Origin of the sequence: Rhodopirellula europaea 6C (genome assembly GCF_000338295.1) — a bacterium.
GTDB lineage: Bacteria > Planctomycetota > Planctomycetia > Pirellulales > Pirellulaceae > Rhodopirellula > Rhodopirellula europaea.
Genome location: NZ_ANMO01000216.1, coordinates 164,331 through 186,670 on the forward strand (window position 1 = coordinate 164,331; position 22,340 = coordinate 186,670).

At 55.1% G+C, this 22,340-nt stretch carries 18 protein-coding genes; 4 read left to right on the forward strand and 14 right to left on the reverse strand.

Annotated features, from left to right (window positions below):
* The first annotated feature begins 140 nt into the window (after positions 1-140).
* Positions 141-989 carry an SDR family NAD(P)-dependent oxidoreductase gene (locus RE6C_RS22810; protein WP_008660460.1) on the forward strand — a complete coding sequence of 283 codons (849 nt, stop codon included), beginning with the start codon at positions 141-143 and terminating at the stop codon, positions 987-989.
* A 60-nt stretch (positions 990-1,049) separates the two neighbouring features.
* Here the strand turns inward: RE6C_RS22810 and RE6C_RS22815 are convergent, their stop codons facing one another.
* Positions 1,050-1,820 carry an MBL fold metallo-hydrolase gene (locus RE6C_RS22815; protein ID WP_008660461.1) on the reverse strand — a complete coding sequence of 257 codons (771 nt, stop codon included), beginning with the start codon at positions 1,818-1,820 and terminating at the stop codon, positions 1,050-1,052.
* A 142-nt stretch (positions 1,821-1,962) separates the two neighbouring features.
* Here RE6C_RS22815 and RE6C_RS22820 point away from each other — a divergent pair, with 142 nt between their 5' ends.
* From RE6C_RS22820 to RE6C_RS22830, 3 genes are read left to right on the forward strand one after another with little or no spacing between them, the layout of a single operon-like run.
* Positions 1,963-2,862: an ABC transporter ATP-binding protein gene (locus RE6C_RS22820; RefSeq protein ID WP_008660462.1), complete on the forward strand. Its 900-nt coding sequence runs from the start codon at positions 1,963-1,965 to the stop codon at positions 2,860-2,862.
* A complete protein-coding gene (locus RE6C_RS22825) occupies positions 2,859-3,674 on the forward strand; it encodes an ABC transporter permease (protein WP_008660464.1) in 816 nt (271 codons plus the stop codon). The genes RE6C_RS22820 and RE6C_RS22825 overlap by 4 nt, the downstream gene beginning before the upstream one ends.
* Positions 3,675-3,682: 8 nt before the next feature.
* Positions 3,683-4,720: an ABC transporter substrate-binding protein gene (locus tag RE6C_RS22830; protein WP_008660465.1), complete on the forward strand. Its 1,038-nt coding sequence runs from the start codon at positions 3,683-3,685 to the stop codon at positions 4,718-4,720.
* 39 nt (positions 4,721-4,759) lie between these two features.
* On the opposite strand, the gene RE6C_RS22835 is transcribed toward RE6C_RS22830, so the two are convergent.
* The 13 genes from RE6C_RS22835 to ileS form a co-directional block, all read right to left on the reverse strand.
* The gene (locus tag RE6C_RS22835; protein WP_008660467.1) at positions 4,760-5,761 is read right to left on the reverse strand and encodes a lysophospholipid acyltransferase family protein; all 1,002 of its coding nucleotides are present in this window, start codon (positions 5,759-5,761) and stop codon (positions 4,760-4,762) included.
* Positions 5,762-5,891: 130 nt separating this feature from the next.
* Entirely contained in the window at positions 5,892-6,566 is a 675-nt protein-coding gene (locus tag RE6C_RS22845) for a hypothetical protein (RefSeq protein WP_008660468.1), read from the reverse strand.
* Between the two features lie 71 nt (positions 6,567-6,637).
* Entirely contained in the window at positions 6,638-6,919 is a 282-nt protein-coding gene (locus RE6C_RS22850) for a hypothetical protein (RefSeq protein ID WP_231845665.1), read from the reverse strand.
* A gap of 171 nt (positions 6,920-7,090) precedes the next feature.
* Positions 7,091-7,381: a hypothetical protein gene (locus RE6C_RS22855; protein WP_008660470.1), complete on the reverse strand. Its 291-nt coding sequence runs from the start codon at positions 7,379-7,381 to the stop codon at positions 7,091-7,093.
* A 111-nt stretch (positions 7,382-7,492) separates the two neighbouring features.
* On the reverse strand, positions 7,493-8,467 hold the full coding sequence (locus RE6C_RS22860) for a serine aminopeptidase domain-containing protein (protein ID WP_008660471.1): 975 nt from the start codon (positions 8,465-8,467) through the stop codon (positions 7,493-7,495).
* Positions 8,464-11,214 (reverse strand): amino acid adenylation domain-containing protein, encoded by a 2,751-nt coding sequence (locus RE6C_RS22865; protein WP_008660472.1) that lies wholly within the window; start codon positions 11,212-11,214, stop codon positions 8,464-8,466. Before RE6C_RS22865 ends, RE6C_RS22860 begins: the two co-directional genes overlap by 4 nt.
* Positions 11,211-12,575 (reverse strand): diaminobutyrate--2-oxoglutarate transaminase, encoded by a 1,365-nt coding sequence (gene ectB / locus RE6C_RS22870; RefSeq protein WP_052035029.1) that lies wholly within the window; start codon positions 12,573-12,575, stop codon positions 11,211-11,213. Before ectB ends, RE6C_RS22865 begins: the two co-directional genes overlap by 4 nt.
* A gap of 183 nt (positions 12,576-12,758) precedes the next feature.
* Positions 12,759-13,016 (reverse strand): (2Fe-2S)-binding protein, encoded by a 258-nt coding sequence (locus RE6C_RS22875; RefSeq protein ID WP_039963186.1) that lies wholly within the window; start codon positions 13,014-13,016, stop codon positions 12,759-12,761.
* A gap of 355 nt (positions 13,017-13,371) precedes the next feature.
* Complete coding sequence (locus RE6C_RS22880) at positions 13,372-13,797, reverse strand: hypothetical protein (protein WP_008660481.1); 426 nt, start codon at positions 13,795-13,797, stop codon at positions 13,372-13,374.
* A 386-nt stretch (positions 13,798-14,183) separates the two neighbouring features.
* The gene (locus tag RE6C_RS22885) at positions 14,184-15,884 is read right to left on the reverse strand and encodes a hypothetical protein (RefSeq protein ID WP_173401824.1); all 1,701 of its coding nucleotides are present in this window, start codon (positions 15,882-15,884) and stop codon (positions 14,184-14,186) included.
* A 2-nt stretch (positions 15,885-15,886) separates the two neighbouring features.
* Entirely contained in the window at positions 15,887-17,941 is a 2,055-nt protein-coding gene (locus RE6C_RS22890; protein WP_008660491.1) for a multiheme c-type cytochrome, read from the reverse strand.
* A 209-nt stretch (positions 17,942-18,150) separates the two neighbouring features.
* Complete coding sequence (purN, locus tag RE6C_RS22900) at positions 18,151-18,750, reverse strand: phosphoribosylglycinamide formyltransferase (protein WP_008660493.1); 600 nt, start codon at positions 18,748-18,750, stop codon at positions 18,151-18,153.
* Positions 18,747-22,253 carry an isoleucine--tRNA ligase gene (gene ileS / locus RE6C_RS22905; protein ID WP_081605733.1) on the reverse strand — a complete coding sequence of 1,169 codons (3,507 nt, stop codon included), beginning with the start codon at positions 22,251-22,253 and terminating at the stop codon, positions 18,747-18,749. Before ileS ends, purN begins: the two co-directional genes overlap by 4 nt.
* Between the last annotated feature and the right edge of the window lie 87 nt (positions 22,254-22,340).

Here is a 22,340-nt window from a genome sequence, read left to right on the forward strand (position 1 = left end):
CGGCTCAAAAAACTTTGGCGGGTGCCACGTCAGAGCATCGGACACATTGTTACCGATTCGCTATACTCCGAGGGCGATTTATTCTGATTTGTTTGCCGGAAATGTTTTCCGTCCTTTGCCCTGCCCCTGGAGTTGAATGAATGTCCGCTGAATCATCCGATTCGATCCCGCCCGCCGATTCTTCTCAACCGTTGAAGGGGAAGCGTGCATTGATCTCGGGAGCTTCACGCGGAATCGGACGTGGAATCGCGTTGGAGATGGCTCAAGCGGGTGCGTCGGTTACGATCAATTATCATTCGAATCCCGAGGAAGCCGAGAGCGTCGTGAAAGAGTGCGAGGCGATGGGCGTCTCCGCGTTCGCAATCGGGGCTGATATCTCAGATGCTGACCAAGTCCAGGACATGGTTTCCAAGGCGTGCGAGCAAATGGGCGGTTTGGACATCGTTGTTAGCAATGCGGCCTACAGCGATCGGCATTTGATGTTGGAATCCGACATGGATGAGTTCCGACGGACGATCGATGTCAGTATGTGGGGCGCCTTTCATCTCGTTCGATCGGGCGCCCAAAAGATGGTTGACGGTGGCAACGGGGGCAACATTGTTGTCATCAGCAGTCCACACGCGCACATGCCGATGCCCGGCGCGATGGCTTACAACATGGCCAAAGCCGCGAACGATCAAATGGCTCGGACCGCCGCGGTGGAACTCGCACCGAAACGAATTCGCGTGAACCTGATTCACCCGGGTTGGATCGACACGCCTGGCGAACGAAAGTTCTTCAAAGAAGAAACGTTGCGTTCCGAAGGGGCCAAGTTGCCCTGGGGGCGTCTTGGTCAAATTCGCGAAATCGGTCGCGGTGCAGTGTTCCTGTGTGACCCACGCAGTGAATACATCACCGGCAGCACGTTGACGATCGACGGCGGCATCCAATTGCCTTGGCGTGAGATGTACCGTGTCGAAGAGGCTCGCCGCGAAACGGCAGCGACCTGATCACGTCTGAGTAGTAGCGAGGATCTTTACCACAAGATCAGTATACAGGCGCGATCAATATCAAAACGCGACGCTCATTCCATCCGTCGCGATTTCGATTGGACAGTCGAGCGATTGGCCTTCGTCTGCGATATCCAATTCGGCAATCGGATTGATGTGCGTGAGCAACAAACGTCGCGGTTTGGTTTGACCAGCGATGTCCAGTACTTTTCGCAAATAGCAGTGCCCGGTCTTCTCCGCCCACTTCTGATTTTGATTGTCGAAATTGCATTCGTGCATCAGCAAGTCCGCACCCGACATCCATTGAAGTGATTCCGGATCGTCTTCGCCAAGCGTGTCCGTTGCATAGACCAATGTGGCGGGTGGATCCGACGGAGAAGAATCTGGCCGCGGTGTGTTCAGCCGATAAGCCACCGATCCACCGGGATGCTCTTGCGGTCGCCAAGTCATCTCCGTTCCGTGCAGGTCGCACGTGGAGTGACCGTCAATCGCTTTCCACGTCACCGGAATCGCAACCGGGAAAAGGCTCTCGTGGAACAAGTGTTCTCGGATGGCTGCCAGCTTGTCTTGCTGACCCCAAACACGAACATCCTTCACCGGCCGCTGATGAAGGATATCCAACAAGAACGTCAGCCCGACGACATGATCGAGATGTGCGTGACTGAGAAGGATATCCAGATGGTCGGTTTCGATGAGCTTGGGCAGGCGAAAGATTCCCGTGCCCGCATCAAGCAGCACGCCGGACTTCGGTAGGAAGTAACACGATGTGTGACGAGATTCGTTGGGATGATACCCAGCCGTTCCCAAACAATGCACTTCCAGTGTCTTCATCGAATTTCCAATGCCTTCCCCAATGTCACCATCTTAGAGATGTCGTCCAAGTGGGCTCATTTGTACGTCGTGCGCTGTCTCGTCGGCGAGATACCAAACGTCCTGTCAGAGTCCATTGTCGAATGATTAAACTCTGATTGACATGAACGCCCTACCCGACAAGATCGATGCTGGCACCGCAGTCGTTTGCCGCGATGCCACGGTAACCTATCCCGGAGGCGTGTGCGCCCTCGATCGCATCAATCTAAGCGTCCGGCAAGGAGAAAGGCTGGCATTTGTCGGCCCGAGTGGATGTGGCAAGACCACCCTGCTTCGGGTGATTGCCGGACTGCAGCCTCTGACCAGCGGTGTCTGCCAGCGAAGCAATCCGAGCCAGCACGGCAGCGAAAACAAACAGGAAGACGCTGTAGAAAAATCCCAATACGACGAAGCTCACGAAGAAGGACATCCGTGCGCGGCTGATCGCCGCTCGGTTTCAACATCGTTTGTCTTTCAGCAACCTGCCCTGTTGCCGTGGACCAATGTGCTCAAGAATGTTGCTTTGCCACTCACCCTGGGGCGGCGTCGCGAACGCTCCTCCGCGAAAGAACTGCGGGAACGTGCGTTGGCGGCAATCGAGGAAGTGCAACTGACCGAGGCTGCAACTCGCTATCCTCACCAATTGTCTGGTGGCATGAAGATGCGAGCCTCGATCGCCCGAGCATTGGTGACGAGACCTGAGTTCTTGCTACTCGATGAACCTTTCGCGGCACTGGATGACATGCTGAGGAATCAACTCGGCCGTTTGTATTTGAATTTGTGGCGGCATCATCGATTCACCAGCGTTTTGGTCACACACAACATTGCCGAAGCGATTCAGCTCAGTGAACGTATTTGTGTGATGCATCGCGGAAGCATCGTCAGTGAAATGGTCAATCCGCTTTCGACATCGAAGCCACACGAGGACCTGAGACGAACCAATGAGTTTGCAGAGTTCTTTGGCAAGGTCAGCGATGGTCTTGAGAACGCTGCGTCGTCCAATTCGGAAAGGGCGTCCTCATGAGCAACGAGATGCAACGAGGCTCTCAGACGAATGCCCAAAGTTGGCGTGAGATGGTTTGGACCGCCTTCGCGGTGATTGCGGTTGCTGCATTGGGAATCGCTGCTTGGCATTTTGTCGTGAAGCTCTTTGATTTGCCGAAGCTTCTCCTGCCCACACCTTGGCAAGTTGCCGAAGCGGCGTGGCAACATCGGGATGTCTTGCTGAAATCGGGCTGGATCACACTGTGGACCGCAACCGTCAGTTTGTTCGTTGCGGTGATCATCGGTTGCAGCGTCTCGATCTTGTTCAGTCAGTCACGATTGCTGCGACGTGCCCTCTTTCCATATGTGGTGTTTCTGCAAACTGTCCCCATCGTCGCTATCGCTCCACTGTTGGTCATTTGGTCGGGTTACGAGTTTCGAACCGCGGTCATCGCGACTGTGATCATTTGTTTGTTTCCGATCGTCAACAACGTGACCACGGGGCTGACCTCGGTTCGTCCCGAACACAATGACTTGCTGCGAATGTATGGTGCCACGCGATGGCAGCGACTTTGTCGCGTCCAGATCCCAACCGCCATTCCGTTTTTGGTGCTCGGTGCACGAATCAGCAGTGGGTTGGCCGTGATCGGTGCAATTGTCGCGGAGTTCTTTGTCAGCAACGGGGCTGACTATGAGGGGCTCGGCGCCGTGATGACGGGCTGGCAAGCCCGGACGATGACTGACGCATTGATGGCAGCTTTGGCAGTCTCTACGTTGTTGGGTTTGATTCTCTTTGGCGGAGTGAATCTACTGAGTCGAATGTTTTTGAAACGATACCTCCTCGTGAATTGAGTTCACCGATGCAATCGCCAGCCCACTCTGCAACCTTTCGTGCGTCTGAATGGATGCGAAGTTGGTCGTCCGTTGGCTGTTTGCTGCTTGTGGCCGCGATCGGTTGCTCACAGAAATCAGCAGACTCATCTGGCAATGATTCAGATGATTCGATTCGCAGTGTTTCGGTTCAGTTGAACTGGTACCCCGAAGTTGAGCACGGCGGCGTTTATCAATCAGTCGTCGATGGAACTTACGATTCGCTGGGACTCGATGTTGATATCCAACCAGGCGGACGCGCCACCCCGATCGCACCCGAGCTGGCGATGGGACGCAGCCAATTCGCGATCACCAATGCGGACGATGTGGTTTTGTTTCGGGCTCAAGGTGCGGACGTCGTTGCTGTCATGGCAGCCGTTCAGGACCACCCGCGATGCATTCTCGTGCGAGCGGATAGTGGTGTCGAAAGCCTGGAGAATCTGTCTGGGTTGACGTTGCAACGCCAAGCCGGCCGAGCGTATCTCGCGTTTCTCGAAAAGCGCGGCTATCTGAAAGATGTTCGTCAGGTGCCTTACCACAACAGCATCGCGGCAATGGTGACCGATCCCAAAATCGCGGTGCAAGCCTACAGTGTCGCGGAACCGTTGATCGCCGAACAACAAGGACTGGAGGTTCGCACGTTGATGGTCAGCGAGTTGGGATGGAATCCTTACTCGAGTGTTTTGGTGACGACTGGCGATATGATTCGAGAATCTCCCGAAGTCGTTCGCGCGATGGTGGAAGGAACAGTCGCGGGTTGGAAGAAGTTCTTGGATTCACCGGAGCAAGCGAACGCGGCGATTCTCGATGCAAATCAACATGGGATGACCGAAGAAGCACTGCGTTTTGGAGCCGAACAGATGATTCCGTTGGCAATGCCGTCTGGCAACAGCGACGAAGTCGGCTCGATGAGCGAAACGCGGTGGCAAGAATTGGTCGAGCAGATGACCGAACTGGAGTTGGTCGACGCGGACGCCGTGAAAGCGGAAGACTGCTTCACGACTGAATTTTTGACTTCGGCGGATTGAGTCCGCGTTTCAACCTGGTCAACTCGGATGCAGTGCCGTTCACGCGGCCTGCGATGTCGAAGCCGTTGACGTCGAGTTGGCTTGCAACGCTTTTTCTCGCTTCTTTGCCAACCGCCGGGCAACTTTTTCAGGAGGTTTCCGCCAGCGTCGATGCAGCCACCAATATTGCTCGGGTGCCAGGTCGATCATCGTTTCGAGTTGTTCGTTGTACCACTCGGTCAGTTGGCCGACGGATTGTCCGTTCTCTGAACCGGTGGCCGGGTCCACGACGCCCAGCAATCCGGATTCAAACTGCATCGGTTTGCCTTCAACGCGACGTGTGTACACGCTCAACATCGGAGCGTTCGCCGTCAGTGAAAACAGAGCGAGAGCTTTGTGGCATGATGCAGGAACGCCACAGAACTCGGTCCACAACCCTTTCTCGCCGGCGTGTTGATCGCCCAACAGAGAAAGCATTCCGCCTTCGCTCAAGTGTTTTTCGACGATCGGTGCGCACCCGATTTTGTCGACCATGCTTTGGCCCTTCGCACTGCGAAAGTCCTCGACCCATTCATGCAGATGTTGGTTGTCCAGTCGCCGGGCGATGGTCAGCGTGCCAACTCCCATCACCCCCATCGTGTAACCACCGACTTCGAAGTTGCCGAAGTGACCGGTCACATAGACCGAGGGGCGGTCGATCAACATGTGTTGCAACATCGTCCGGTTACCATGAAAACGAACGTGTCGGTGCCAGTTGCTGCGATGCAATCGGCGCTGTGCCCAGGCGACTTCGCAAACCATCAGCATCAAGTGATGCCACATCGCGAAGGTCAGTTCTTTTTGTTTCTGTTCGGGCAGGTCGGGGAAAACCTGTGCCAGCGTCGATTGGATGACCTGTTTTCGAATGGGTAGCGGGCCGCTCAAGATCGCTGCCACGACGCGGCAAAATCGATCGCCCATGTCCAGCGGCATGACTTGGATCGACGCAACGATCAAACGCACCATCGCGTAAGCAATCGCGTCGAGAGCACGTTGACGCATCAGACGCAGACGCGATTTCACGGTTTCCTACCCGGATTCAGGACGTTGAGTGATTTGGCTGGCGACTTTCCTGCTCAGCTCGAATTTGCATCGCCGAAGTGGGCGATATCTGGGGATTTTGACGCAATTCGCCATGCGTCGCCAGATGAATTCAACGTCCGCCTAGAACCGTTTTGGACTGGGGGACCATGGGGGCTCGAACCGTGGTTTCGATCACCAGACGGTTTTCGTCCCGAAATTCGGTGACGTAACCCGTGACGGTCCAGCGATCGTCGTTGGAATCTTCCTCAATTGCCCGTGAGATTCGGTCAAGCATCAGGTTTTCGGTCACCAAGGTCATCGGCACCGCGATGGCTGCCGGGGTGATTGGCAAGTCAGGATCTTCCAGGTTGGTGGAATCAAAGGTTCCAATTCCACGACCGATCGGTTGCTTCTTTCCGAGCAGCGTTTCTTCTTCTTGGGTGGGTTTGCGAGCCAGCCCGTGTTGGACCAGCGTGTCCAAGTTCTGTTCCCGAACCGAATCCGGTTGCTCGGGTAGAAAACGCCATCGATGGCCGCTGAGCACGAAGCGTCCCGTGACCGGTCCGACGCGGGTGCCTTCTCGCAAGATCACTCCCGCGGTCGTCAACGGATCACCGACACCCGCCGCTCCATTGGACATGGACGGCGCGTCCTGGCGGTTGAAACTGGATTGCCCTGCCCCGACTGGATCGGCCGCCGAAACCGTGGCGACGCCAAAGCAAAGAACGCACGAAACGGCCAGCATCACGGGGATGATGAGCTTGGCCGCGATCGAGTTCCCTTGTATCAGTCGTTTGTCAGGCATGGATTGATCTCTTCACGCGAGGTGCGAAGCTGTCATCAACAAGGCGTTTGCGCTCATTTCCAAAGAGTCGTTCACTCTCGAGGCATGGCGATCGCGTGCAGGCTGACAACGGTGCCAACGGCGATCATCGCCAATCCCAACCAGCGTGGCGGGTGGACTCGTTTGGTTGGTTTCGGGTGCACCTGCATCAGAAAATTACTGAACGAATCTTGGGCGACAACGTTGGACTTCTTTGACATCTTCGCCATCGCTCGCGTCGTTGGTTCATTGAGAACAAACGAGTCGACCATTCGAAATTGGACGCCCAGCAATATCAGCAGGACTCCGATCATGAAGTACCGATTTCGATTCATGTCCATTGCGATCATTCCCATCACGCGTGAAGCCTACGCTCTGAACTGAGCGCTGCTGGAAATCATCGACTTGGTCGGCCGTCGAGCTCGAACGATCCGGCTCAGAATCGCGTTGTCGTGAATGACACGAATGATGCAAGCGAATTCAATGAAGCGGTCGTGACGGTTGCATCACTTGTCAAACAATCCATCGACCAGCGAATGAACGTTTTCGCGAAATCCGGTCAGGGTTGAGTCGGACAGCAATTCGGAGCGATTGCTCTTCATGATCGCAGCAGCCAACGGTTTGTGCTCCTTCCAATCATCAAGCGTGTAGTCGCGGATGTCGACGTAAACGTCTTGCAGGTTGTTGCTGATCTTCGGAACCAGGAAAAATCCTTCTTCACCACGTACCAAGTGGTAATGCATCGAACCGTACATCAGCACGGCACCGGTCAACATTCCAAAGAAAAAACGAGACATCCAACCATTCCTTGACCAACGTTTTCGGAAGCTCAGCCGCTCCCGCTTCCTTCATCGTTCGTCATCAAGCGTCAAAAAGCAAGGGGATCTGCCCGCTGTCGACGTTCACGCTCAGCCTTGCTGAGCAAACTCAACCGCCCGTTCCGTCACGCGATCAACGATCTTTTTCCGGTCTTCGCAAAGAATCGCGACGTGATCCATTTCGGGATAGAAATCCACGGTGGCCTGGTCGTTCCAGCGAACACCGGGCAGCATTTCAAAGAATTGTTCGGCGTAGTTGTAAATCTCCAACGCTCCGCCGGTGTAGATCATGTGCAGTCGGCAACCGCGATCCACCAGACTCTGAAATTCCACTTCCGCAATTTCGCGAGCGGGATACTCACGCAAATCAGATCCTATCGGCATCGTTGAGTATTCGGGACTGGAAGAGTCGGGTAGCAATTGCAGCAACCAAGCCAACGCGGAGGTTTTTCCAAGGACCCGTCGGCTCAAACGTTTCCATGCGTCCAGCGAGGCAAGTCGCGGAACGTAATGGTGTCGAATGCGGTTCCAACGAAAGCGACGCGTGGAAAATCCGCACGCATCCATCGTGATGATTCCGGATACTCGCGAATCTCTTTGTGCTGCGTGAATCGAATCGTCCGCGCCCGAACACAATCCGAAGAGGATGACGTTTTGGATGCCGTGTTGTTCTTGAAGCCAATCGATCGCTTCGCGAATTTCATCGCTGGCTCGATCGATCGAACGACCGCTGGCACCCACCGGCAAGCTTTCACCGATACCTGATAAGTCGAACCGGAAGGATGCAACGCCGCGACAACCGAGTTGGCGTGCGATGTCAACGTGCAGTCGAAATGGTCCGGCGTTGTGCAACATTCCCGGCGTGACAAAGATCACTGCCGTTTCGGCGTCGACTGGATTGGTGGTTGGATGATAGATGCCGACCAAATGATTTTGGCTACCGAAGACGACCGCTTGTTCCGCGGTGGCGTGCTCTCGTTTCGCCGCCCGCTGCTTTGACGGGACCAACGTTGGCACGATGGTGGGACTTGCGAATGAGGTCGTGGGTGTGTTGGTTGGGTTCATGATTGCACCTCGATTGCACAGCCGGCGTCGGATTCATCGACCAAGAGTTTTGTGATGTGCCGAATCGCACCGGGTGACGAGAACGCTGACTCGTTGAGTTCGGGACGGTCCCAGCCGATTTCGTCGTCCATTTGAATGACGGAACCATTGATCAATGACTGCGGGGCATCGATTCCAGGCACCACATAATCTCGGCTGAGCAGCAACGTGGTTGCGGGATCATCCTGCGAGTCGCTCAGGTTCAACTTCAACTGGCTCAACTGTCGGCGAATGACGTGATTCAGTCGTGTGCCGTAGGCTTGGTCGATCGAACTGGATTGACGCGGTCGTGCAAAACGCATTTCATTGCTAAGTGTTTCTGAATGCAATTCATCAAGGCTTTGAAGGAATGTCTCTCCACAAACGACGGGGTCCCAAAGCAGTTGTTGGTCAATGCCGGTAGCTGCTGAACATGCCGCCAAGGTTGCACCCAGACGAATGCCGATCAGTGAGACCGAATCAAGCTCATGTCTCTGCCGCATCCAATTCGATACATCGCGAATGTTTTTCATCATCACATGCGGCGAGGCTTCCAATGCGTTGCCGTGTGAGTTGCCCGTTCCGGCGTAATCGAAACGCAGGACATCGAAGCCTTGTTGAGCCAAATGCACCGCAAGCTGTTGCAGATTTCGATAGCTACGCGCGTACTCATGGCCATAGGCATGGCACAGCACAACCGCTCGATTTCGTCGGGTTTGACGCGAGGGTGGCGAGTAATGAACCGCGAAAAGGTCATGTGAACCGCTCGGTAGAAAGAACGCTTCCATCACCGGCAAACGATCTCGCTGAGATTGAATCGCTGCGGTCGCTTCGTCCGCTGTCTTCGATTCGTCGCCCAACATCGCTTGAATGTGCCGTGCGGCCAATTCGATCGTCGGGTTGGCAAAAAAATCCCGGACGGGAAGTTCTAAACCCAATTGGTTCTTCAGCCGCGCGACCACCTGCGTCACCAACAATGAACTGCCGCCGAGCAGGAAGAAGTCGTCGTCGATTCCGATCTGCGGAACCTGCAGGACCGAGCTCCAAATCTCACAAAGTTGTTTCTGCAACTCCGATTGAGGCGCGACAAGGCTTTCCTCGCGGGCCACGACCGCATGACTGCTGTCCGGAAGGTTTTCACGATCAATTTTGCCGTTGATCGTTTTTGGGAAATGCTCAACGAAGACAAATCGTGTCGGCACCATGTAGGGCGGCAGTTTCTCTCGCAGTTGTTTGGCGATTTTGGCCGCAGTCGCGGTGAGTTCGTTCGACGCTTCCTTGTCGATGCTGTTGGCAGACAGTGCGTCTGCACCCAATCCGATATGTGCGAGCAAAGTGGTTTGCCCGTCCAGTGTTTCCGCGGTCACCAAAGCCTCTTTGACCTCGGAAATCGAAGTCAGTGCGGCTTCGATTTCTCCGGGTTCGATGCGGTACGATCCGAGTTTGATCTGATGATCGACTCGGCCGCCAAAGTCGATGTTGCCATCGTCCATCCAGCGTGCGATGTCTCCGGTGCGATACCAGCGTTGCGTTTCACCATCTGAATCTTTGCGTTCAATGAAGGCGGCTTGTGTCAGTTCAGGCCGATTGAGATACCCGTCGGCCAACGCGGGGCCACCGATGAACAGTTGGCCGGTTTCGCCAACGGCGACTTCATTCAAGTCTTTGTCGAAGATGGCGGCGGAGTAGCCTGGCAGAGGTTTTCCGATCGGCATGTTGGCGGCAGAGAAGTCAGCTTCCGGTACGAAGACCGTCGCGGTGACGGTGGCTTCGGTCGGTCCGTAGGCGTTGCACCACAGCACGTCGTGATCGCAAATGGTTTGCCAGCGTTGATAGTGATCGACGCTCACTTTTTCTCCCGTGACAACCATCAAGCGGAGACTCGATGGAACTTGGGAGTCGGTGGCAACCATCAAATCGACCCATTGATGCCAATAGGCGGTTGCCAAGTGGACGGCAGTGATTTGGAGCGTGTCGATCAAGTGTGAGAGTTCGTTGGCCGAATTGGCTCGTTCGAGCGGCCGTACCACGACGCAGCTGCCGCACAACAACGGTGGGAAGATCTCTTCGATTGCGATGTCGAAGGTGAGCGTTGAGAACTGCAGCGTCCGGTCGTCCGCGTGCAAGCGGTAGACTTCCATGTCCGCTTCGCAATAAGTCGTCAAAGCGGCGTGGTTGATCAACACGCCCTTGGGATTTCCCGTCGATCCCGAGGTGTACATGACGTAGGCGAGTTGCTCGCCAGTCAGTTTGAAATAGTTTTCGCGAACCGGGAAGCTGGGCGAGATGCCATCACGGATCAGGTCCGATGCGTCTACCCACTTGAGAGTTGCGCCCGAGTTCGTCGAGCTAGTTGTGGAGTCATTGGCATCGAACAACGAACGATATCTCGCGTGGCCGATCAGCGTTTTGATTTTCGCGTCGTCCAACATGAAACGCAGTCGCTCGGCTGGGTACTCCGGATCCAAGGGCACGAAGGCCGCGCCGGCCAGATGAATTCCCAGCATTGACGCGATGGCGATGGGGCTGCGGTCGACGCACACTCCCACTCGTTCGCCCGGCTGAACGCCGGCGGTTCGCAGTGAGTCGGCGACGTGACAAGATTGCGAGAGCAATTCGCGGTAGGTCCACGAGCAATCGTCTTGCACGACCGCAACACGGTCTGGCGTGGCTTCGCATTGTTGCCAAAACAAATCAATGAATGGCGTGATCGAATCAACCGACTTCATGAGACCACCATCGATGAGCCAAGCGAAGCGATTGGCGATCCGGTTGATGGCACGAGTGCTGATTTGGTTCCAGAGGATTCAAGAAACACTGTTTGCAAGCTTTGTCGAAACAATTGCAGTCCTTGGCGGAGTTGTTGCTCCGGAATGTTCAGGGCCGGCATGAACTTCAAGACTTCGTCATCGCTGCCGCACGATTCCAATAGCAGCCCATTTTCAAATGCGGTGTCGATGACCATGCGAGCCAGGTCTCCTCGGCGAATGTCCAATCCCCAAATCATGCCTCGGCCGCGAAGGTCCCAATTCTCGTCCGAGTATTCCGAGATGATGGATGCCAAGTATGTTTGCAGCGTGTTGCTGCGGACTTGGATGCCATCAACGAATGAAGCATCGTTCCAGTGGTTCAAAACTGCGTTTGCCGCCACGAACGCCAAGTTGTTACCGCGGAATGTCCCGGTGTGTTGGCCCGGTTGCCAGATATCGCACTCGGGCCGAATCATTACGAGTGACAGAGGCAGACCGCCGCCGATCGATTTGGAAAGACAAATCAGGTCGGGTGATAGCCCGGCTTTTTCGAAGCTGAAGAAGTCTCCCGTCCGGCCATTGCCAACTTGAATGTCGTCGATAATCAGCAGCACATTATGCTCGCGGCAGAGCGTTTGGACTCGTTGCAACCACGCATCGCTGGCCACGTGAATCCCGCCTTCACCTTGGATCGTCTCCAGTACAACCGCTGCGGGAAGCGGCATGCCACTGCTACGGTCGGTCAGCATTTTTTCGAGCAAGATGGTCGTGTCGAAATCGCCAAGGTAGCCGTCGTACGGAAGAAAACTGACGTTGTTGTGCGAACCGTAGTATTCGCTGTGGTAGGTCTGGTTTCCCGTTACCGCTAATGAGCCGAGCGAATGGCCATGATACGCATTGGTGAATGCAACCACGTGAGAACGTTTGCGGTGTTGTTTGGCGAGCTTGATCGCCGCTTCGACGGCGTTTGTACCCGTTGGTCCGGTGAACTGAATCTTGTAGTCCATCGATCGCGGTTGCAGAATCGTTTGCTCAAAACACTCCAAGAACTGAGCCTTGGCCTCGGTCGTCATGTCCAACGAATGCTGGATCCCATCGCGAGAGATGTAGTCCAGCAATGCCTGCTTCACCACCGGCGGATTGTGCCCATAGTTCAGCGATCCAGCACCACAGAAGAAATCGATGAACTGACAACCTTCCGCGGTCGTCAATGTCGAGCCATTCGCTGTTTGAAAGACGCTCGGGAAGAGTCGGCAATAGCCACGCACCTCTGATTCCAAACGTTCCACGGTGTTGGTTGCTGAATCTGAAATGGATGATGAATGACTCAACCGAAACACCTGCGATCAATGAAGAATTGCGAAGAACAAACTGGCATTGAAAGCTAGAACGCGGCGATTTGTCCGTCGTGCATCGCTGGGTCGGCAAGCCAACTTCACAGAGCAAGTTGGCTGTTTTTGACGATTGTTCGGTTTCTGCGGTTGGTGATACACATCGCGGTACGCACTCGGGCCAAACGCGACTCAGTCGTTATTGAACTGCTGCTTGCGGTAGCTCTTGCGATCGTTTTGGTATTGATCAGGATCCGGCAAGACTTCGGCGTCGGGTTGGCTGGATTCAAACAAACGTTGCAAGAACGGTCGGCACCAACCGCATCCTGTTCCGGCTCCAAAGCACTCCGAGAGTTCGCTAGCACGTCGCGGCTTTTGCACGCGGATGTACTGTTCCACCTTTCGCCGAGGGACGTGGAAACACAGGCAAAGATCATCGTCGGGTTTCATCGTGCGAAAACGTTTTCGATTGTGCCATCGCGTCGCGTAAGGCGAAGCGAACTGTGTACGGATGGAGAATGGACACGAGATGGGGCGAAGCATTGATGCGACGAATGGTTGCCTGTCATTTCAATTCCGAGGTCATGTTTGCAATGTCGGGAAATGCTGGCACGAGAGTGGCAATAGATGCCGACCTACACTGCGATGCTCGGCGCCTGTGGAACGCCTTGTCAATTGAAAACCAAAAACAAGCGGATCGGAATGAACCAGCCTGCTGAGTTGATTGACGACATCGAAGTTAGATTAAGAGTCGGGAGGTGCGATAATTGCATCACGCGGACGTCGGTGTAAGCTTGCCCGTGGTTCACGGGATAATTGTCGATTGGTCCGAATCGTTTGAAGGGCGGGCTGTTCCGTTGACCTTGACGTTTCGTTTGTCATCGATCACGACCTCATCACCCACCTTTAGGTTGCCAAAGTCCTGTGTGTTCAAGACGAACTTCACTTCGGATTCATTGACGCTGTCGAGTTGAATCGTGATTTCGTCGCCGAAGGAGAATTGCTTGGTTGCATGGGATTCTTCGGGGGAAACGAAATTCGCCTTGATTGAATCCTTGGTGCTAGCACCATTCGAATCCACATCGACACGAAAATGGATTCCGAAAACCTTTGCCGTTCCGACACCGTTCTCATTTTTTACGAAGTCATCTTCAGTCGGAGGAATTGCAGGTGACCCGCTGCTTCCGCAACCGACGAGTATTAGCAACAAGATTGAGGCGAATTTCGACATGGTTTCCGTTGCAAGCTCAAAAGTTCTTTCGGGTGATGCTGCAGTCTATCAGGTGTCGTCGAATGCCAGGTATCTTTTCGTAGACGCACGGCTCAGCGTGGTTGGCCCGCAGCCGAGAAACTGATTCGTGTGAAGCTGGAAAGCCAAACGAATCTTGCGATCATTTCGTGGGAGAAGACGCCAATGTTTCTCAAACCAAGTCGACCAGACTGAGTGAAGCCCTGCTGTTCTCGCTGCCATCGCTGCAGGAAATGGGAGAGAGGCAAGTTCATGCGTCAACACGGTCTGGAGTTACTAACCTCGAGCCGCGTAATTTGAAATTCGCTCTAAATGGGACGCCACCCGTCGTATGGGACAGGTGCCTCAAAACACTGCGACCAAGCTTCTTAGAACTTCCAGCGGTATTCCATACGGGTTCCGTACACGTTTGGTAGATCGCTTCGCCAGCCATGCATGACGTCGAAGCGGAGCAGCGTGCGGTTGGAAACCGGGAATTGATAGCGTGTGCCGAGTCCAAATTGGTCGCCTTGGACAAATGGGTTGGAGTCGCCGTGTTCGGTGAGGTAGGACGCTTCCAATAGCAGTTGGCGATCGAGTTGATTGCCGATCAAGTCGATCCCAATCGATCCGCCAACTGTGTCGAACCCAGTTGGGTCCAGCGTCGCAAATCCGTTCAGGCCGTCGGTGTCGAAGTTGATACCGGTGTTGCGAAGGACGCCTCCACTTCCGCCCGCACGAGCGACGGACTGTGGTCGTCCCCATCCGTAGAAAAAGTTGGCGTACGGAACCACGGTCAGTGGCGACGAGGTGATCAGGCTGTTTTCCCACAAAAACAAACCGCCGTCAGCTGTCACATCAGCATCGGGCAGGTTTTGTCCTGTGTTGATAATTAGACGAAGTGAGTTGCTGATTCGATCCAGGTAACGCTTGGTAAAACTGACCGTCATGTTGTGATAGCTTCGACGTGAGTCATTGCGGTCTCGCAAGAATGCGTAGCCAGCTTCGATGTATCCGCCGTAGGCTTCGATGAAGCACGCGGTGCCGAAGGCTTGAGCGGCGTGTTTGTCCGTTCCAAACGCGTTGCTGTTGACTTGGTCGATTGCCGCAAAGAACGTCCAGTCAAAGTTGGCCCAGTTCAGTGCCCGACTATGACGAGCCGGGATTGCAAACGCGGCACCGGTCACGGCATCTTCCATCCAGATACCATTTTGAAACAGCAGCGGGATCAAACCGATTGTCACAGGCATCTCAGCGGGCGATGACTTTCCATGAAAGCCGCCCCACATCGCCCCCAAATCACCTTCGAAGAATGCGGTCACAAAGTTAGGATCGAACACACCCTGGTAGTCGAATTTTCCATCTTGGAAGTCCACCCGATTGAACTGACCGTTGCGATCAAGCGGCCCGATGAATCCATGGAATCGCTCGGAATCGGTCAGGCGTAGATCGAGGTCCAAATTCAGACGACTGGCCCAATTGTCGGTTCGCCCCGCTGCGTTGCGACCGGTGATGATTCCGGATCGGAAATCGCCGTACAAGTAGAACTCGGGGCGGGCGAGGTTGGTGCTGCCGAACCAATTTTTGCCCCGTGGCGTGATGCCGGGACCATAGAACGTTCGTCCCCACTCAATCCAGGGACTCTGAGTCGGGACCGCGGCTTTCGCGTCGTAAACCCATTGCTCGCGGGATCCATCGTGCCAGTTCGATTCCTGCGGTAGCGGAGTGGGGGAGAAGTCGTTGGCGAAGTGCGATAGGTTTTCTAAACCAGCCGACTTTGCAAAGTCAGCAGCGGATTCTTCTTCCAGTATCGAATGGTCCGCGAAGGATGGCGATCCAAGCGCGACGTTCGCGTGCCCGGCGTAGTTGAAGTCTTGCCGTTCCGGAAACGGCGAAGGCGGCAAGTCATCGGCCGTGTCCACAGCGATCGTCGTTGGCGGACTCGCTGGTGATTCCGGCTGGACGAGTGGCAAACGTTGGGGTCGAAGACGAGCGGTTTGCGCAAGCGAGTTCGCCGGCGTCATCGCCGTTGCAAACACGGCGACACACAACGCGAAAGTGCATTGGCACGAAGAATTGAATCGCAACATGATCAACGCACCATGAATGTGTGCGAGCCATGGCAGATATCTATCATCCGCTCGTTCATTCGGCGAATCATGTCCGGCGTGCAGTTGATCTGACGCATGAAATACATCGGTTCGGTCCGGCTCCGCATCCGGACGCTCAGCCGGTACGGTCCCGGGACTCGGAAGGCTTCGGCCGGGATGGTGTATTTGGCGATGCGGTGGTCCAAGGGAGCGATGCTGTGAGCTTCCATTCGGATCAATGGCGGGTGGTTGAGCACGCTGATTGGCAACGCACCAGGTCGTAAGAAAGCGAGCTGGTCCAGGCTGAAGTTCAATGGCAACGCAGCCTCGCGGTCAGTGCCACGGACGTTGTTGATCAAGAACTTGGTTTGCAAGTTGAATAAGTTTTTGTCACGGGGAATCCGACCCTTGGCCACTTCGACGCTGTGCATGTCGCAAAGGTCTGCATTGGCATCTAAGTAACCCGTTTCCCAAACGCGTTGGTTGTTGGGATTGATCAGAACGGCGTTGAGCCAAAGTTGTGGTTGAGCACCCAGCGAACCTGTGGGCAAGTTGTGGCCTGTGCTGATGTTGTCGACTCGGTAGCCCAATTTGAGCGGCATGCCAACTTGAGGTGTCGTGAAAAATACCGGATCACTGACCTGAGCACCGGCTTCCAACGTCATTGCCGAATAGCCGCGTTTTTCGTTCATCCTGGCGAGGTTGGTATCGATGATCTTGCGACCATCACGCCGATCGTCCGCGTTGTCCCAGGGTTTGGGGAAGTACATGCCGTCCGGCACGTTGCGTTCAAATTCTTCGGTGCCCCAGCCGGCACGGTCATCGAACAACAGCCACTGGCGTGGTGTGAAGGACTTAGCCTTGGGATTGTGTGGGAAGATTCCCGGATGAGCGATCGAGTAGCCGGGACCCCAGAACGTATGATTGGAGTGCTTCTTGGGTTGACCGTAGGGTTTTCCCGATAGCTCCGCGACATGACACTCTTCGTAACCTTCCGCCTTCCCAGGGACAGCTCCCATGTGACAATCTTGGCAAGAGATTCCGCACTTTGCTGCTGGACTGCTGCGGTATTGAGCGTGAACGACTTCCAATGAGATGCCGGGGTGCACCGCGACTTGGTGGCACGACGCACAAATGTCTGATTTGGTAAGTGGTTCGAAGAAGTACGAACCATTGTGGATCGCTTGGCCCGGTCCCTTTTGACCGGCGTGGGTTTTTAGTTTGTTCTTTTCAGCATTGGCCAAGGCATCAGCCAACCCGGCTCCGTTGCCACCTCGACCGACCGGAGCATGGATGTTGCCCGGTTCGATTCGACGATCGCCGTTGCTGCTTCGACCGTAGTGTTCATTGATTCGATGACAAGAAATGCACGTCACGCCTTCGCGAGCGACGGGTGGTTGATCTAAGATGCTGACCGTGCGCGGAATTTCTAACTGAGTCGCGACGGGTGAATGACATCGCATACAGAAGTAACCAACCGTGCCTTCGGTTAATTCATTCATAGCTTGTTCAAACCGCTGAAACATTGGCGAGACAGCAGCGTAGGCGTGGCTGCTGACACTCCATTCATCGTAGTGCTTCGGGTGACACGCACGGCATGATTCAGCGGACGGGTAGCACTCTTCCGTCCATAGTCCTTCGTGCGGATCTTTCTTCTCTGGATCCTTGGCTGCCGGCGGCTTGATGGGGTCGTTGCTACCGAGATTCGCGAGAGGATCGGCCTCTGCGGATGGATCGGCGAACGCCGCCAGCGGATCAAGTTCGGCACCAACCAAGCGATCAGGGCGCCGCGGATTGGTGGGCTGAATGGTTGCAACGGAGGCCGCCGGTTGGCGTCCGTACAGTCTATTTCCCACACCGAGAAGTTGCCCAACTTTCAGCAATTCTTCATCACTTAAGGTTTGCTGGCCACTGAACGGCACACCTTCGTCGGCGGCCAAGTTTCGTGCGGGCGCGAACCCACTCCATAGGCCCAGCCAGAGCGTAAGAATCGCGAGCGTTTCACGACGAGGAATGATGAGCATCATCGTGTGAACCTGAACAACCCAAAATCGCATGGACAATCCGAACAAAGCCGACAAACACTTTGGGGAGATCGACCGGTGGTGTTCGGATCGTCCAGAAGCATCCGCGGGATGCGATCAAACGCCTCAACCGGCAAAGCTTGCCAGGTCGAGGGGTGTGAGATTTGCGATCGAGATGTGAATTTAAACTCGCGGTTTCATGCGTGTCGTTTCACGCATGAATTAGGTGTCCGCGACTGATTTCACGTGTCTTGCGAGGCAGCCATCATGCGGATGGCTTCGGGCAAGGTTTCGCATTCGAGTTTGAACACGCGTGACGCGAGGTCATCAGGGGTGTCAGTTGGCAGAATCGGACAGGCCTTCTGGTGGATGATCGGCCCGTTGTCATAAAGGTTGTCGACATAGTGGACCGTGCAGCCGCTGATTTTTACCCCACGCTCGATCGCTGCCGCGTGCACGTTGCGACCGTACATTCCTTTGCCGCCAAATGCGGGTAGCAAAGACGGGTGGATGTTGATGACGCGATGTTCAAAGTCGGTTGGAATCAAAACATGTTTCAGGAAGCCCGCCATGATCACATGCGTTGCTCCGGCCTTTCGACACGGTTCAAACATGGCTTCGCGATAGGTTTCGTCGGATTCGAAATCGGATTTGCGAACGACGCAGGTTTCGATGCCCGCATCTTCGGCAATTTTGATTCCGCCCAATCCGTCTCGGCTGGCGATCACCAACCGGAAATCGATCGGCAGTCCATGCTCGTCGCGATGACGAATCAAATTGGCCAGCGTGCGACCGCCTCCACTGAGGAAGACGGCCACTTTCAATGTGCTTGCATTGCTCACTTGCCACTCACCTTGGCGACGTACAATTCGCCGCCTTCGATGGCAACTTGCTGAGCATTGGCCAGAGTGCCAATGACCAGTTCGTCCGCCAACGTCTCGCCACAAATCATGGTGCGATGTTCCTCGATCGCAGATTGCAGTTCCGCATCGGACGTTTCAATTGCCACTTGAATCCGATCGGTGTATTGGCAATCGAGTTCCTTGCGTTGACTTTGGATGCCGCGAATCAAGTCCTTCGCCAATCCTTCACGACGTAGTTCAGGTGTGACTTCGGTATTGAGCACGACGACACATCCCGATCCTTGAGCGGCCGCCCATCCTTCGCGAGCTTGCAGTCGGACCTCGATGTCTTCGCCATCCAATTTCAATGGACCCGACGGAAGTTCCAATTCGACGAAGCCGGCAGTTTGAAGCTGAGTCAACAACTGGTTGCCGTCGGCTTCTCCCAGCATCTTTTTGACCACGGGGATGTTCTTGCCAACCTTTGGACCAAGCCGTTTGAAGTTGGGGACGATCGTGTATTGAACGTAGTCGCCGCCATCGGTCGTGTAATCGACGGCTTTGACATTCAACTCTTCCCGAACCAAAGCGTCGTGGCTTTGCAACCAATCGATCGCTGAGTCGTCGGTCAAAATCACTTCGACCTTGGACAGCGGCAAGCGAACTTTCAGTTTGGCATCCGCACGAGCCGATCGTCCCATCGATGCAATTTCGCGAAGCAGTCGCATCGAGTCGGAAAGCTTTTGATCGACGCGGGTGGCATCTGGTTTGGGGAAGTCACAAAGGTGAACGCTCTTCAGTGCCTTGTCGCCAAACGGAGCGGTCAACTCTTGCCACAACGTGTCCGCCAAGAAGGGAACAAACGGGGCGATGACCTTGGTCAACTCCAGCATGACTTCGTAGAGCGTCCAGTACGCATCGTGCTTGTCGGGCGAATCCGAATCGGGGGCCCAGAAACGATCGCGACTTCGACGGACGTACCAATTGCTGAGACCATCGAGCAAGTTCGTGATCGCTTGGCACGCGTTGTAGTTGTCAAACGCATCCATCCGGTTGATGACCGTCGCCAACGTGCGATGCAATTCGGAATGGATCCATCGATCGATTTCGCTCCGTTCGCTAATTGGGCGATAGGTCGGTGCGGAGGCGAGCGATGCCGGACTCAACTGCTCGTCGACATCCGTCGCGGATGTGGGATCGAAACCGTCGATCTCTGCATAGATCGAAAAGAAGCTGTACGTGTTCCAAAGCCGCAGCAGGAACTCAGGGATCGAATCGCGGATCGCTTGATCGGCGTAGATGATCGAATTCCAGGGTGCTTGGTTGGCGAAGAAATACCAACGCATCGCATCGGCGCCGTACTTGTCGAAGATCTCGGACGGACTGCGATAGTTCCGAAGACTCTTGGACATCTTGCCGGTCTTCTTGGTGAACTTGCCTTCGGCTTGATCTGCTTCGGCTTCTGACAGCAACACCGTTTTCGCTTGACCTTCTTTGCCAGCGGATTCGTACCATTGCGACAGCATCAAACCGAGCACGATGCAGTTGCGGAACGGGTGCGGGTAATCCGATTCGCTGTCACGCGACGGTGCCAGTTCGTTTGCTTTCGTTCCGGCTTCGCGAATCGACGCGCCTTCGCCGAACAACATCGTGCTGATCGCCAGTTGGCTGTAGAACCAACCGCGGGTTTGGTCGATCGCTTCGCTGATGAAGTCCGCTGGGAACTGCTCTTGGAATTGAGCGTCGTTTTGGTGTGGCCATCCCCACTGAGCAAACGGCATCGCGCCACTGTCGTACCAGCAGTCGATGACCTCGCTGACTCGTTGCATTCGGGCACCCGATTCGAATGGCGAATCGTAGGTGACTGAATCGATGTACGGTTTATGAACTCGCAGATCGTCAGGCAGTTCCGGGTTGGCCGCTTTCGCGTTGTCCCAAACCTGAGTGCCATCCACGCCTGGTTTCGCCAGCAACTCTTCGTAGCTTTCAATGGCTTCCATGCGCCCGGTCGATTGGCAAACCCAGATCGGAAGCGGAGTGCCCCAGTAACGCTCTCGGGACAGTGCCCAGTCGACGTTGCTTTCCAGGAAATTCCCAAATCGTCCATCGCGAATGTGTTCGGGTTGCCAACCGATCTTGCTGTTGTTTTTCAACATCAGATCCCGGAACTTGGTCGTCCGGATGAACCAGCTTTCTCGCGGGTACTGGATCAAGGGGTCATCGTCCGCCCGCCAGCAGAACGGATAATCGTGCAGGTATTGTTCCAAGTGCAACAGGCGTCCGGACTCACGCAACGTTCGCGTCAGGGTCTTGTCAGCTTCTTTGACCCAGACACCTTTCATCGATGCAAACTCGTCGGTGAACTTGCCATTGGGACCGACCGCACACAGCAGCTCGGGACGCTGGCCATCGACAAAACGGGTTCGTTCCGTCACCAAGACTTCATAGTCGATTTCACCGAAGGCGGGTGCCAAATGAACCAGGCCACTCCCTGAGTCAGTCGTGACAAAGTCAGCGGCAACAACGCGCCAATAGAGAGACTCTTCTCCACCAGCGACCAGCTCACCGGTTGGATCGTTTAGTCGAGAGTGGTAATCATCAAACGGAGGTTGGTAGCGTTGGCCCACGAGCGACTCGCCCGAGATGGTTTCAATAACCGTCAATTCGCGTTTTAGCTTGCCCGCCAGTGACTCGACCAGCGCGGCGGCCAACACCAACTCTTGGCCGGTCTCGGAATCCTTGACCACGGCGTATTCGAGGTCGGGTTTCACCGCCGCGTACATGTTGCTCGGCAAGGTCCAAGGTGTGGTCGTCCAAACAACCAGCGATCGTTCAGGTTGGTCCACCAACGGGAACAAAACATAGACACTCGGGTCAGCAACTTCGCGGTAGCCTTGGCCGACTTCGCCAGCGGAGAGCGCCGTGCCGCCTTGGGCCCACCACCACACGATTTTGTGACCTTGGTAAAGCAGTCCGCGGTCGAACAAGTTCTTGAGTGACCACCAAACACTTTCAACATAGGATTGATGGTAGGTCACATAGGCTTCTTCCAGGTTGACCCAGAACCCGAGCCGGCGGGTCAACGTTTGCCATTCCTGCATGTAACGCCAAACACTGGATTGGCATTTCTGGATGAAGGGTTCGACGCCGTAAGCTTCGATTTCTTCTTTGCTATGGATGCCCAGTTCTTTGCCGACTTCGACTTCGACGGGCAAACCGTGAGTGTCCCAGCCAGCCTTTCGTTCGCAGCGGTAACCTCGCATGGTTTTGTAGCGAGGAAAAACGTCCTTGATCGCGCGCGTCAGGCAGTGCCCGGGGTGAGGCATGCCATTGGCGGTCGGCGGCCCTTCGTAGAAGACGAATGTTGGTGCGTTGGCGCGACGGGCGAGCGATTGCTCGTAGATCGAATGCTGGTCCCAAAACGCCAGCACCTGCTCTTCGAGAGTCGGGAAATGGGGGCTTGCGGCGGGGGCACGAAAAGCGGCGGTCGAATTCGCGGACACGTGATAACCGGACGAATGAGATGGGAATGTCAAAACAACGCATAGTTTTATGCGTTGAAGGACATTTCCCCTACCCCCGTCCGGCTG